We start from the raw sequence: 12,579 nt of genomic DNA on the forward strand, positions 1-12,579 counted from the left end.
GGGGGAAAAGCGCCGATTCTATCAAACCCGCGCACGTACGTCAGTCACGCAGCAGGTCGAGGCTGTGCAATGGTCCGGCCAGGTAGTCGTCGATGCAGCGTGGTACCAACTCGCTGCGCCAGCGCGTGGAGTCGGCCAGCAATTCTTCGCGGGTGAGCCAGACGGCGCGGACGATATCGCTGTCCAGCGCCAGGTCGGCGTGGTGGCGCACGGGGCGGGCGGCGAAGCAGATGCGCTGGTAGGTTACGCCGTTGCTCGGGGCGGTGTAGAGGTAGATGCCGACCACGCCGGTCAGCTCGACTTCCCAGGCGGTTTCCTCGAGGGTTTCGCGCAGGGCGGCCTGGGGTAGGGTCTCATTGGGTTCGAGGTGGCCAGCAGGCTGGTTGAAGACGTGCTGGCCGGCTTTGAATTCTTCGACGAGGAGGAACTTGCCTTCGTGCTCGACGATGGTGGCGACGGTGATGTGGGGTTGCCAGGTCATGGTGGAGTCCTTCGATCGTTGGGGCCGCTGCGCTGCCCTCGCCGGCAAGCTGGCGCCTGCGGATTCTGGGTGTGTACCTGAAAAGCACAAACCCCGGTGCGTGGCCGGGGTTTGTGTGGTTACTTCAAGCGAGCCTTACAGGGCGGCAATGGCACTGTTCAGGGTCTGGCTTGGGCGCATCACCTTGGCGGTCAGCTCGGCATCCGGGGCGTAGTAGCCACCGATGTCGGCCGGCTTGCCCTGAACGGCGTTGAGCTCGGCGACGATGGTCGCTTCGTTCTCGGTCAGGGTCTTGGCCAGCGGGGCGAAGCGCGCCTGCAGCGCAGCGTCGTCGGTCTGAGCGGCCAGGGCCTGGGCCCAGTACAGGGTCAGGTAGAAGTGGCTGCCGCGGTTGTCGATACCGCCGACTTTGCGCGATGGCGACTTGTTGGTGTCCAGGAACTTGCCGGTAGCTTGGTCCAGGGTGTTGGCCAGGACTTTGGCGCGCGGGTTGTCGTAGGTGTTGCCCAGGTGCTCCAGGGAAGCGGCCAGGGCCAGGAACTCACCCAGCGAGTCCCAGCGCAGGAAGTTCTCTTCGACCAGTTGCTGCACGTGTTTCGGAGCCGAACCACCGGCGCCGGTTTCGAACAGGCCACCGCCGTTCATCAGCGGCACGATCGACAGCATCTTGGCACTGGTGCCCAGTTCCATGATCGGGAACAGGTCGGTCAGGTAGTCGCGCAGTACGTTACCGGTTACCGAGATGGTGTCCTTGCCTTCGCGGATGCGGGCCAGGGAGAACTTGATGGCGTCGACCGGAGCCAGGACGCGGATGTCCAGGCCGGAGGTGTCGTGGTCCTTCAGGTACTGTTGCACCTTCTCGATCATCACGCCGTCATGGGCGCGAGCCGGGTCCAGCCAGAACACCGCCGGGGTGTTGCTCAGGCGGGCGCGGTTGACGGCCAGCTTGACCCAGTCCTGGATCGGCGCGTCCTTGGTCTGGCACATGCGGAAGATGTCGCCAGCTTCGACGTTCTGTTCCAGAACGACGTTGCCCTTGCCATCGACCACGCGCACGACGCCGTCGGCCTTGATCTGGAAGGTCTTGTCGTGGGAACCGTATTCTTCGGCTTTCTGGGCCATCAGGCCGACGTTCGGTACGCTGCCCATGGTGGTCGGGTCGAAGGCACCGTTGGCCTTGCAGTCCTCGATCACGGCCTGGTAGATGCCAGCGTAGCAACGGTCCGGGATCACGGCCTTGGCGTCTTGCAGTTCGCCAGCGGTGTTCCACATCTTGCCCGAGTCGCGGATCATGGCCGGCATCGAAGCGTCGACGATGACGTCGCTCGGAACGTGCAGGTTGGTGATGCCTTTGTCGGAGTTGACCATCGCCAGGGCTGGGCGCACGGCGTACAGGGCCTGGATGTCGGCTTCGATCTCGGCTTGCTTCTCGGCGGGCAGGTCCTTGATGCGGGCGTACAGGTCACCGATGCCGTTGTTGGCGTTGAAGCCGACTTCGGCCAATGCGGTGGCGTGCTTGGTCAGCACGTCGTTGTAGAACTCTTCGACGATCACGCCGAACATGATCGGGTCGGAGACCTTCATCATGGTGGCTTTCAGGTGCACCGACAGCAGTACGCCGGAGGCCTTGGCATCGGCGATCTGTTCGGCGATGAAGGCTTTCAGGGCCTTGCGGCTCATGGTGGCGCAGTCGATGACCTCGGCGGCCTTGACCGCGGTCTTTTCTTTCAGGACGGTGGTGGTGCCGTCTTTGCCGACCAGCTCGATGCGCAGGCTGTCGTCAGCTTCGATCAGTGCGGCTTTCTCGCTGCCGTAGAAGTCGCCCTGGGTCATATGGGCAACATGCGACTTGGAGTCAGCGGCCCAGGCGCCCATCTTGTGCGGATGCTTGCGTGCGTAGTTCTTGACCGACAGCGGGGCGCGGCGGTCGGAGTTGCCTTCGCGCAGAACCGGGTTCACGGCGCTACCCTTGATGCGGTCGTAGCGGGCGCGGGATTCTTTCTCGGCTTCGGTGGCCGGCTCGTCGGCGTAGTCAGGGATGTTGAAGCCCTTGCCTTGCAGCTCCTTGATCGCGGCCTTGAGCTGCGGTACCGAGGCGCTGATGTTCGGCAGCTTGATGATGTTGGCTTCGGGGGTGGTGGCCAGCTGGCCCAGTTCCGCCAGGTGATCGCCTACCTGCTTCTCGGCGCCCAATTGCTCCGGGAAGGCTGCGAGGATACGGCCGGCCAGGGAGATGTCGCGGGTTTCGACGGCGATATCGGCCGATGCGGTGAACGCTTCGATGATCGGCAGCAGGGAATAGGTGGCGAGGGCGGGAGCTTCGTCGGTGAAGGTGTAGATGATCTTGGAACGGGTGGGCATGCGGGTTAACTCTCTATGTGCTGAGCGTACTCGAGTCTCGAGGTGCGCAGGGTAGGCGCATCGCCCTGGCAACGCCATGAGCGGATAGTCGAGAGGCTGCGAGCGGTGATGGTGGATGCATCAGTCGAGCGTCAAGTGCTGAGCTGCGGTAACAACCCAGGCTTAGTGGCCGTCGATGGCCAAGGGCGAGCCGCATTTTTCCAAGGGTTCGCCCCGATGACCCTACGGTCGCGCCGCAGTATACCAAACCATGCGGGCTATTCAGCAAGGCGAAGTGATATCTGCGCATTTATAAGACCAAAGACGTAGGGGCAATGTGGCGTGTTGCCGCAGGCTCGTACGGGGCCTGCAAGGCCGTGCGGTGCGGCGGATTTCTTGCGGGAAACGGCCTGCCCGGCGACGTGTCCTGTCTCGTCGACGCACGCGCAACGCCTTGCAGGTCAGCGGATGTGGTTTAGGCTCAGTGGATCGCATGATGTCCAATCACACCCGACAGCGGAGTAGTGCAAGCATGGGATACCAGAAAATCAAGGTTCCGACCGACGGCGCCAAGATCACCGTCAATGCCGACCATTCGCTTAACGTTCCCGACAACCCCATCATTCCTTACATCGAGGGCGACGGTATCGGCGTGGATGTCTCGCCGGTGATGATCAAGGTGGTCGATGCCGCCGTGCAGAAGGCCTATGGCGGCAAGCGCAAGATTGCCTGGATGGAAGTCTACGCCGGCGAAAAGGCGACCCAGGTCTACGATCAGGACACTTGGCTCCCCCAGGAAACCCTGGATGCGGTGCGCGATTACGTGGTGTCGATCAAGGGGCCGCTGACCACCCCGGTCGGTGGCGGCATCCGCTCGCTTAACGTGGCCTTGCGCCAGCAGCTTGACCTCTATGTATGCCTGCGCCCGGTGTTGTGGTTCCAGGGCGTGCCCAGTCCGGTCAAGAAGCCTGGCGATGTCGACATGGTGATCTTCCGTGAGAACTCCGAGGACATTTATGCCGGTATCGAATGGAAGGCTGGCTCGCCGGAAGCCAACAAGGTGATCAAGTTCCTCAAGGAGGAAATGGGCGTCACCAAGATCCGCTTCGACCAGGATTGCGGCATCGGCGTGAAGCCGGTCTCCAGGGAAGGTACCAAGCGTCTGGTGCGCAAGGCCTTGCAGTATGTGGTGGATAACGACCGTGAGTCGCTGACTCTGGTACACAAGGGCAACATCATGAAGTTCACCGAAGGGGCCTTCAAGGACTGGGGCTACGAAGTGGCACGGGACGAGTTCGGCGCCGAGCTGCTGGACGGCGGCCCATGGATGAAGTTCAAGAACCCCAAGACCGGCCGCGAAGTGATCGTCAAGGACGCCATCGCCGATGCCATGCTGCAACAGATCCTGTTGCGCCCGGCCGAGTACGACGTGATCGCCACGCTTAACCTCAATGGCGATTACCTCTCCGACGCCCTGGCGGCCGAGGTGGGCGGCATCGGTATCGCGCCGGGGGCCAATCTGTCGGATACCGTGGCCATGTTCGAAGCTACCCATGGCACTGCGCCGAAATATGCCGGGCAGGACAAAGTCAACCCAGGGTCCGTGATCCTTTCGGCCGAAATGATGCTGCGCCATATGGGCTGGACCGAGGCGGCCGACCTGATCATCAAGGGCACCAATGGCGCCATTGCGGCCAAGACCGTGACCTATGACTTCGAGCGCCTGATGGAGGGGGCGACGCTGGTGAGCAGCTCAGGTTTCGGTGATGAAATGATCAAGCACATGTAATGCTGTGCCCTGGGGGGCTGGGCTGCCGGCACCATCACCGGGCCGGCTCCTGCAGGGGGATGGTTAAATGAAAACCGGCCGCTTCCGTTCAAAGAAGCGGCCGGCTTGTTCGTCTACCGGCAGAGTAGGGTGCGTCAGGCATTCACGGTATCGTCGGTCGTGGTCTGTATGCCGGGTGAGGGGGTGGCGCCAGCGCTGCTGATGTTGGTCGCGTGCAAGCCTTTGGGGCCCTGGATGATCTCGAACGTCACGGCCTGTCCGGCCTTGAGCGTCTTGTAGCCGTCCATCTGGATCGCCGAATAGTGGGCGAACAGATCTTCGTCTTTGCCCTCCTCATTGATGAATCCATAGCCCTTGGCATTGTTGAACCACTTGACTTTACCGCTTGCCATCCCTATGTCCCTCTGCAAAGGACTCCATCACTGGAGTATCATCCACTTCATCCGCATACGAACCGTGCGAAAAATCTGGTTGACTGCGCGGATCTTTATCGACCACGGTGGGTTCTTATTGGTTGTAACACCGTTTTGCCGATAGTCAAGGTCAGCCGGCGCGTGCGCTGTTGGTGGCCTGTGCGGTCAACCCACAACCTTAACTTGTCGATCATGATGAAATTCTTTCCATGCATGCACCTAGTGAGATTCGACTAACATTCAATCAGGATCGCCCGCAATCGAATGAGGACGACGGCTCAGGTCTTGCGGTTCAGGAAGCCAAGCCGATCCTGCAGGCGCCACCGATGTACAAGGTGGTTTTGTTCAACGATGACTACACACCGATGGATTTCGTCGTCGAAGTGCTCGAAACGTTCTTCAATCTGAACCGCGAGCTGGCGACCAAGATCATGCTGACCGTCCATACCGAAGGGCGGGCAGTGTGCGGATTGTTTACCCGTGACATCGCCGAGACAAAGGCCATGCAGGTCAACCAATACGCCAGGGAAAGCCAGCATCCGCTACTCTGTGAAATCGAGAAGGACGGTTAATCGCCGACCACTTGGGTATGAGGTGAAGCTATGTTAAACCGCGAGCTCGAAGTCACCCTCAATCTGGCCTTCAAGGAGGCTCGTTCGAAGCGTCATGAGTTCATGACCGTCGAACACCTGCTGCTAGCACTCCTTGACAATGAGGCTGCCGCGACCGTTCTGCGCGCCTGTGGCGCGAATCTCGACAAACTCAAGCACGACCTGCAAGAGTTCATCGACTCCACGACACCCCTGATTCCGGTCAATGACGAAGATCGCGAAACTCAGCCGACCTTGGGCTTCCAGCGCGTTTTGCAGCGCGCCGTGTTCCATGTGCAAAGCTCGGGCAAGCGCGAAGTGACCGGTGCCAACGTGTTGGTGGCGATTTTCAGCGAACAGGAAAGCCAGGCAGTCTTTCTGCTCAAACAGCAGAGCGTGGCCCGGATCGATGTGGTCAATTACATCGCCCACGGCATCTCCAAGGTGCCAGGCCATGGTTCGCACACCGAGAACGACCAGGAAATGCAGGACGAAGAGGGCGGCGAAACGTCGGCCTCGGGCAACCCGCTGGATGCCTATGCCAGCAATCTGAACGAACTCGCCCGGGCCGGACGCATCGATCCGCTGGTAGGGCGTGAGCAGGAAGTCGAGCGCGTTGCGCAGATCCTCGCTCGCCGTCGCAAGAACAACCCGTTGCTGGTGGGGGAGGCGGGTGTCGGCAAGACCGCCATCGCCGAAGGCCTGGCCAAGCGCATCGTCGACGGCCAGGTGCCCGACCTGCTGGCGCAAAGCGTGGTGTATTCGCTAGACCTCGGTGCGCTGCTGGCCGGGACCAAATACCGCGGCGACTTCGAAAAACGCTTCAAGGCGTTGCTCGGCGAACTGCGCAAGCGTCCCCAGGCCATTCTGTTCATCGACGAAATTCACACCATCATCGGTGCCGGTGCGGCTTCGGGTGGGGTGATGGATGCATCCAACCTGCTCAAGCCGCTGTTATCTTCGGGTGACATCCGCTGCATAGGCTCGACCACCTTCCAGGAATTCCGTGGCATCTTCGAGAAAGACCGTGCCTTGGCGCGGCGCTTCCAGAAAGTCGATGTCTCCGAGCCATCGGTCGAAGATACCGTGGGCATTCTGCGTGGCCTGAAAGGGCGCTTCGAAAGCCACCACAACATCGAGTACAGCGACGAAGCGCTGCGCGCCGCCGCCGAATTGGCCTCGCGCTACATCAATGACCGGCACATGCCGGACAAGGCCATCGACGTGATCGACGAGGCCGGCGCCTATCAGCGTCTGCAGCCGGAAGCCAACCGGGTCAAGCGCATCGATGTGCCGCAGGTCGAGGACATCGTCGCCAAAATCGCGCGTATTCCGCCCAAACACGTCACCAGCTCCGACAAGGAACTGCTACGCAACCTCGAGCGTGACCTGAAGCTGACCGTTTTCGGCCAGGATGCGGCGATCGACTCGCTCTCCACGGCCATCAAGCTGTCGCGGGCGGGCCTCAAGGCGCCGGACAAGCCAGTCGGCTCGTTCCTGTTCGCAGGTCCGACCGGTGTCGGCAAGACCGAAGTGGCGCGGCAATTGGCCAAGGCGCTGGGTGTCGAGCTGGTACGCTTCGATATGTCCGAGTACATGGAGCGCCACACCGTGTCGCGCCTGATCGGTGCGCCACCTGGCTATGTCGGGTTCGACCAGGGGGGGTTGCTGACCGAGGCGATTACCAAGCAGCCGCATTGCGTGTTGCTGCTCGATGAAATCGAGAAGGCCCACCCGGAAGTCTTCAACCTGCTGCTGCAGGTGATGGACCACGGCACGCTGACCGACAACAACGGGCGCAAGGCCGATTTCCGCAACGTGATTCTGATCATGACCACCAACGCCGGTGCAGAAACCGCTGCGCGGGCCTCGATCGGTTTCACGCACCAGGATCACTCGTCCGACGCGATGGAAGTCATTCGCAAGAGCTTCACACCGGAGTTCCGCAACCGCCTGGACACCATCATCCAGTTCGGCCGCCTGAGCCACGAGACGATCAAGAGCATCGTCGACAAGTTCCTCATCGAACTGCAGGCGCAACTGGAGGACAAGCGTGTGCTGCTGGAAGTCAGCGATGCCGCTCGCGGCTGGCTGGCTACCACCGGCTACGATGTGCAGATGGGTGCGCGGCCGATGGCGCGGCTTATCCAGGACAAGATCAAGCGGCCGCTGGCCGAGGAGATCTTGTTTGGCGAGCTGGCCGAGCATGGCGGTGTCGTGCACATCGACCTGCGCGATGGCGAACTGGTGTTCGACTTCGAGACCACGGCAGAGGTGGCGTGAAAGCGGGGTCGCGCAGCGGCCCTTGCCAAACTGGCAGGTACAAAAAAGCCCGGCACATGGCCGGGCTTTTTCATGGCTTGAGCTTAGCGCGCACGGTAAGTGATGCGGCCCTTGCTCAGGTCGTATGGCGTCAGTTCGACGCGGACCTTGTCACCAGTCAGAATGCGAATGTAGTTCTTGCGCATCTTTCCGGAGATGTGCGCGGTTACGACGTGCCCGTTTTCCAACTCCACGCGGAACATGGTGTTGGGCAGGGTGTCGACGACAGTACCTTCCATTTCGAAGCTGTCTTCTTTCGACATGCAGTAAAGCCCTCGGTATCCAGTGTTGGCCCGACGCAATGACTGCACCGGGCAAAAAAGTGGCGTGGATTATGCCCGATAACTGTGTGTCAAGCCAATGCTTTCAGTTGAGGGTGACCCAGCGCTGATTGATCAGCAGCTCGATAGGGCGATATTGGGTCTTGTAGTTCATCTTCTTGCAGTTCTTTATCCAATACCCCAGGTAAACCGCTTCAAGGTTCTGGCGAAGCGCTTCGGTGATCTGCCAGAGGATGGCGTATCGGCCAAGGCTGCGGCGCTCTTCCTCAGGTTCGTAAAAGGTGTAAACGGCTGACAGACCGTTGGGTAGCAGGTCGCATACCGCCACAGCCAGCAAGCGTTCGCCCAGGCGGAATTCGTAGAACCAGCAAAAAGGCAGGTCGCGTACCAGGAAGGTGGAGAACTGGTCACGGCTCGGTGGGTACATGTCGCCATCGGCGTGTCGGGTTTCGATGTAGCGTCGGTACAGGTCGAAATACTCTTCCTTGAACGCCGGGCGCGCCGCGGTCACGGTCAAGTCTGCGTTGCGCTTCAGGATGCGCCGCTGCTGGCGATTGGGGAGGAAGCGGGCGGCAGGGATGCGCGCTGGCACGCAGGCATTGCAGTTCTGGCAATGGGGGCGATAGAGGTGGTCGCCGCTGCGACGAAACCCCATTTCCGACAGGTCGGCATAGACATGCACGTCCATCGGCTGGCTGGGATCGAGGAACAGCGTTGTCGCCTGCTCGTCCGGCAAGTAGCTGCAGGAGTGGGGTTGAGTGGCATAAAACTTCAACCGCGCCAGCTCTGTCATGATCAACCCCCTCGGTGAGACTTTGCTTTAAGTGTAAGCCAGCTGGCAGAACTCGCCTAGGGAACCCAGGTGGCGCTGTTGGGCTGGTCGAGGTGGCGGTTGAGGTAGCTTGCGAACTCGGCGCGGCTGATGGCGCGGGCGCCAAGGCTATGCAGGTGGTCGGTGGGCATCTGGCAGTCGATCAGCACGAATCCGGCCTGGCGCAGGTGGTTGACCAGCGTCACGAAACCGACCTTGGAGGCGTTGTCGGCACGGCTGAACATCGACTCCCCGAAAAACAGTCGACCCATGGCCAGGCCGTACAAGCCACCCACCAGCTCGCCGTTCTGGCGCACTTCCACCGAGTGCGCGATGCCGCGCCGGTGCAGTTCGCAGTAGGCGGCGCGCATGGTGTCGGTGATCCAGGTGCCGTCGGCATAATCCCGAGGTGCCGCGCAGGCGGCGATGACGGCAGGAAAGTCGGTGTCGAAACTCACCTGGTAGCGGCCTTGGCGCATCAGCTTGGCCAGGGACCTGGAGATGTGCAGCTCGTCTGGAAACAGCACCGTGCGGGGGTCGGGCGACCACCACAGGATCGGCTGGCCATCCTGGTACCACGGGAAGCAGCCATGTCGGTAAGCCTGGACCAGGCGCTCGGGGCTCAGGTCGCCACCGGCGGCCAGCAGGCCATTGGGGTCATGCAGGGCCTTTTCCAGGGGAGGGAAGGTGAGCGAGTCGCGGGTCAGCCAGGTCAGCATGGTCTATCGTGCGGTGGGGGAGGGGAGAGGGCAGCATGGCGCGCCAGGCGTATGGGGTCAATGCCAGCGCTGTCTGGCTGGGCTGCCGGTAATTTCCTACACATTCATGTTCCCATCGGCACCATCCACCACATTTGCTGTCACACCTGTGCAAAAACACAGCATAAGCCTTTGTCACGAAAGAAAATGCGTGCTCAAATTGCACCTATACGAAAGTCGCCCGCTAAGCCGGCCATACGGCGTGCCGCCATGGCGGCAGGCGGGCAGTAATGTTAAAAGTAGTGGTTCATTGGCCAGTGACCGGCCGATCACTATTGGACGCGCACCACGCGCAGGAATAGACGCGTTTTGAAGAAATCCACCGCAACTCCAGCCCCTTTGCCAGTGCCCCAGTGGCGGCAGCAGCTGCACTACCGCCTCAAGGAAGGTGCGTTGATCGCTGTCGGCGCCCTGTGCCTGTACCTGTGGATGGCCCTGCTGACCTACGACACCTCGGACCCGGGCTTCAGCCACACCAGCAACGTCGAGCAGGTGCAGAATGCCGCTGGGCGCGCCGGTGCCTACTTCGCCGACATCCTGTTCATGGTGCTGGGTTATTTCGCCTATATCTTCCCGCTGCTGCTGGCGATCAAGACCTGGCAGATCTTCCGTGAGCGCCACCAGCCCTGGCAGTGGAGCGGCTGGCTGTTCTCCTGGCGCCTGATCGGTTTGGTGTTCCTGGTGCTGTCCGGTGCGGCGCTGGCGCATATCCATTTCCATCCGCCCGAGAGCCTGCCGTTTTCCGCGGGTGGGGCCTTGGGCGAAAGCCTCGGCGACCTGGCGCGCAATCTGTTGAATGTGCAGGGCAGCACGCTGATGTTCATTGCCTTGTTCCTGTTCGGCCTGACCGTGTTCACCGACCTGTCGTGGTTCAAGGTGATGGACATGACCGGCAAGATCACCCTTGACCTGTTCGAGCTGGTGCAGGGCGCAGCCAATCGCTGGTGGGAAGCCCGCAACGAGCGCAAGCGCCTGGTGGCGCAACTGCGTGAGGTCGACGAGCCAGTCTTCGATGTGGCGCCGATGGCCGCCGAGAAGCGCGAGCCGGCCAAACCGCAGCAACCACAACCGCAACCGCGCGAGCGCAGCGTCGAACGCGACGAGACCCCGATTCGGCCCGTGCTGGCGCGTGAGCCCGCAGTGTCGCGCGAGCAGCCAACGGCACCGGTGATCATTGCGCCAACGCCGGCCAAGCCAGCAGAGCCGAGCAAGCGGGTGATGAAGGAAAAACAAGCGCCGTTGTTCGTCGACAGCGCCGTGGAAGGCACCTTGCCGTCGATTTCCATTCTCGACCCGGCCGAGCAGAAGAAGATCGAGTATTCGCCAGAGTCCCTGGCCGGTGTCGGCCAACTGCTGGAAATCAAGCTCAAGGAATTCGGCGTGGAAGTCTCGGTGGACTCGATCCACCCGGGCCCGGTCATTACCCGTTACGAAATTCAACCTGCGGCCGGGGTCAAGGTCAGCCGTATCGCCAACCTGGCAAAGGACCTGGCGCGTTCCCTGGCGGTAACCAGCGTGCGGGTGGTCGAAGTCATTCCTGGCAAGACTACCGTGGGTATCGAGATCCCCAACGAAAACCGGCAGATGGTGCGGTTCTCCGAGGTTCTCGCCACGCCGCAGTACGATGAGCAGAAGTCGCCGGTCACCCTGGCCCTGGGTCACGACATCGGCGGCAAGCCAGTGATCACCGACCTGGCCAAGATGCCACACCTGCTGGTGGCCGGTACCACCGGCTCCGGTAAGTCGGTCGGTGTGAACGCGATGATCCTGTCGATTCTGTTCAAGTCCAGCCCCGAAGACGCGCGGTTGATCATGATCGACCCGAAGATGCTTGAGCTGTCGATCTACGAAGGCATCCCGCACCTGCTGTGCCCGGTGGTCACCGACATGAAGGACGCCGCCAACGCCCTGCGCTGGAGCGTGGCCGAGATGGAGCGGCGCTACAAGCTGATGGCGGCCATGGGCGTGCGTAACCTGGCGGGCTTCAACCGCAAGATCAAGGACGCCCAGGAAGCCGGCGAAATCATCCATGACCCGCTGTACCGTCGCGAGAGCATGGACGACGAGCCACCAGCGCTGAAGACCCTGCCAACCATCGTGGTGATCGTCGACGAATTTGCCGACATGATGATGATCGTCGGCAAGAAGGTCGAAGAGCTGATCGCCCGTATCGCCCAGAAGGCACGTGCCGCGGGAATTCACCTGATCCTCGCGACCCAGCGCCCGTCGGTGGATGTGATCACCGGCTTGATCAAGGCCAACATTCCGACCCGCATGGCGTTCCAGGTATCGAGCAAGATCGACTCGCGGACGATCATCGACCAGGGTGGCGCCGAACAATTGCTGGGCCACGGCGACATGCTCTACATGCCTCCGGGCACTAGCCTGCCGATCCGCGTGCACGGTGCGTTCGTCTCCGACGATGAAGTGCATCGGGTGGTAGAGGCCTGGAAGCTCCGAGGGGCGCCGGACTACAACGACGACATCCTCAACGGCGTCGAAGAAGCCGGCAGCGGCTTCGAAGGCGGCGGCGGTGGCGGCGACGGTGACGATTCGGAAAGCGATGCCTTGTATGATGAGGCCGTGCAGTTCGTGCTCGAGAGCCGGCGCGCCTCCATTTCGGCGGTGCAGCGCAAGCTGAAGATCGGTTACAACCGTGCCGCGCGTATGATCGAAGCGATGGAAATGGCCGGTGTCGTCACCCCGATGAACAGCAACGGTTCCCGCGAAGTGATTGCCCCGGGCGGCCCACGCGATTGATCACACCTTGCCGGGTGCCAACGGTGGCATCCGG

The 12,579-nt window shown here is 61.5% G+C and carries 10 protein-coding genes; 4 read left to right on the plus strand and 6 right to left on the minus strand.

From position 1 onward, the window contains the following. Positions 1–40: 40 nt before the first annotated feature. Both C4Q26_RS22405 and C4Q26_RS22410 read right to left on the minus strand, forming a co-directional pair. Positions 41–481: an NUDIX hydrolase gene (locus tag C4Q26_RS22405; RefSeq protein WP_023381098.1), complete on the minus strand. Its 441-nt coding sequence runs from the start codon at positions 479–481 to the stop codon at positions 41–43. 135 nt (positions 482–616) lie between these two features. Further along, the gene (locus C4Q26_RS22410) at positions 617–2,842 is read right to left on the minus strand and encodes an NADP-dependent isocitrate dehydrogenase (protein WP_023381097.1); all 2,226 of its coding nucleotides are present in this window, start codon (positions 2,840–2,842) and stop codon (positions 617–619) included. Between the two features lie 511 nt (positions 2,843–3,353). On the opposite strand from C4Q26_RS22410, the gene icd reads away from it, so the two are divergent. Next, complete coding sequence (gene icd / locus C4Q26_RS22415) at positions 3,354–4,610, plus strand: NADP-dependent isocitrate dehydrogenase (RefSeq protein ID WP_023381096.1); 1,257 nt, start codon at positions 3,354–3,356, stop codon at positions 4,608–4,610. A 134-nt stretch (positions 4,611–4,744) separates the two neighbouring features. On the opposite strand, the gene cspD is transcribed toward icd, so the two are convergent. Then, positions 4,745–5,002 carry a cold shock domain-containing protein CspD gene (gene cspD / locus C4Q26_RS22420; RefSeq protein WP_023381095.1) on the minus strand — a complete coding sequence of 86 codons (258 nt, stop codon included), beginning with the start codon at positions 5,000–5,002 and terminating at the stop codon, positions 4,745–4,747. A gap of 230 nt (positions 5,003–5,232) precedes the next feature. Between cspD and clpS the strand changes: the two genes are divergently transcribed. Together clpS and clpA are read left to right on the plus strand one after the other, a co-directional pair. Continuing rightward, a complete protein-coding gene (gene clpS / locus C4Q26_RS22425; RefSeq protein WP_013973290.1) occupies positions 5,233–5,595 on the plus strand; it encodes an ATP-dependent Clp protease adapter ClpS in 363 nt (120 codons plus the stop codon). A gap of 30 nt (positions 5,596–5,625) precedes the next feature. Continuing rightward, a complete protein-coding gene (gene clpA / locus C4Q26_RS22430; protein WP_023381094.1) occupies positions 5,626–7,896 on the plus strand; it encodes an ATP-dependent Clp protease ATP-binding subunit ClpA in 2,271 nt (756 codons plus the stop codon). Between the two features lie 83 nt (positions 7,897–7,979). Here clpA and infA read toward each other — a convergent pair whose 3' ends face one another. The 3 genes from infA to aat form a co-directional block, all read right to left on the minus strand. Then, positions 7,980–8,198 (minus strand): translation initiation factor IF-1, encoded by a 219-nt coding sequence (infA, locus tag C4Q26_RS22435; protein WP_002553999.1) that lies wholly within the window; start codon positions 8,196–8,198, stop codon positions 7,980–7,982. Between the two features lie 103 nt (positions 8,199–8,301). Next, positions 8,302–9,009, minus strand: coding sequence for an arginyltransferase (locus tag C4Q26_RS22440; protein ID WP_023381093.1), 708 nt, complete (start codon positions 9,007–9,009; stop codon positions 8,302–8,304). Positions 9,010–9,065: 56 nt separating this feature from the next. After that, positions 9,066–9,746, minus strand: coding sequence for a leucyl/phenylalanyl-tRNA--protein transferase (gene aat / locus C4Q26_RS22445; protein ID WP_023381092.1), 681 nt, complete (start codon positions 9,744–9,746; stop codon positions 9,066–9,068). Between the two features lie 348 nt (positions 9,747–10,094). Here aat and C4Q26_RS22450 point away from each other — a divergent pair, with 348 nt between their 5' ends. After that, entirely contained in the window at positions 10,095–12,545 is a 2,451-nt protein-coding gene (locus tag C4Q26_RS22450; protein ID WP_023381091.1) for a DNA translocase FtsK, read from the plus strand. Positions 12,546–12,579: the final 34 nt, after the last annotated feature.

The organism is Pseudomonas sp. SWI44 (genome assembly GCF_002947915.1).
In the GTDB taxonomy this organism is placed as follows: Bacteria; Pseudomonadota; Gammaproteobacteria; order Pseudomonadales; family Pseudomonadaceae; genus Aquipseudomonas; species Aquipseudomonas taiwanensis.

Excerpts from the sequence above, each read along its gene's own strand:
- C4Q26_RS22405 (WP_023381098.1), bottom strand. The coding sequence starts at position 481 with ATGACCTGGCAACCCCACATCACCGTCGCCACCATCGTCGAGCACGAA.
- C4Q26_RS22410 (WP_023381097.1), bottom strand. The coding sequence starts at position 2,842 with ATGCCCACCCGTTCCAAGATCATCTACACCTTCACCGACGAAGCTCCC.
- icd (WP_023381096.1), top strand. The coding sequence starts at position 3,354 with ATGGGATACCAGAAAATCAAGGTTCCGACCGACGGCGCCAAGATCACC.
- cspD (WP_023381095.1), bottom strand. The coding sequence starts at position 5,002 with ATGGCAAGCGGTAAAGTCAAGTGGTTCAACAATGCCAAGGGCTATGGA.
- clpS (WP_013973290.1), top strand. The coding sequence starts at position 5,233 with ATGCATGCACCTAGTGAGATTCGACTAACATTCAATCAGGATCGCCCG.
- clpA (WP_023381094.1), top strand. The coding sequence starts at position 5,626 with ATGTTAAACCGCGAGCTCGAAGTCACCCTCAATCTGGCCTTCAAGGAG.
- infA (WP_002553999.1), bottom strand. The coding sequence starts at position 8,198 with ATGTCGAAAGAAGACAGCTTCGAAATGGAAGGTACTGTCGTCGACACC.
- C4Q26_RS22440 (WP_023381093.1), bottom strand. The coding sequence starts at position 9,009 with ATGACAGAGCTGGCGCGGTTGAAGTTTTATGCCACTCAACCCCACTCC.
- aat (WP_023381092.1), bottom strand. The coding sequence starts at position 9,746 with ATGCTGACCTGGCTGACCCGCGACTCGCTCACCTTCCCTCCCCTGGAA.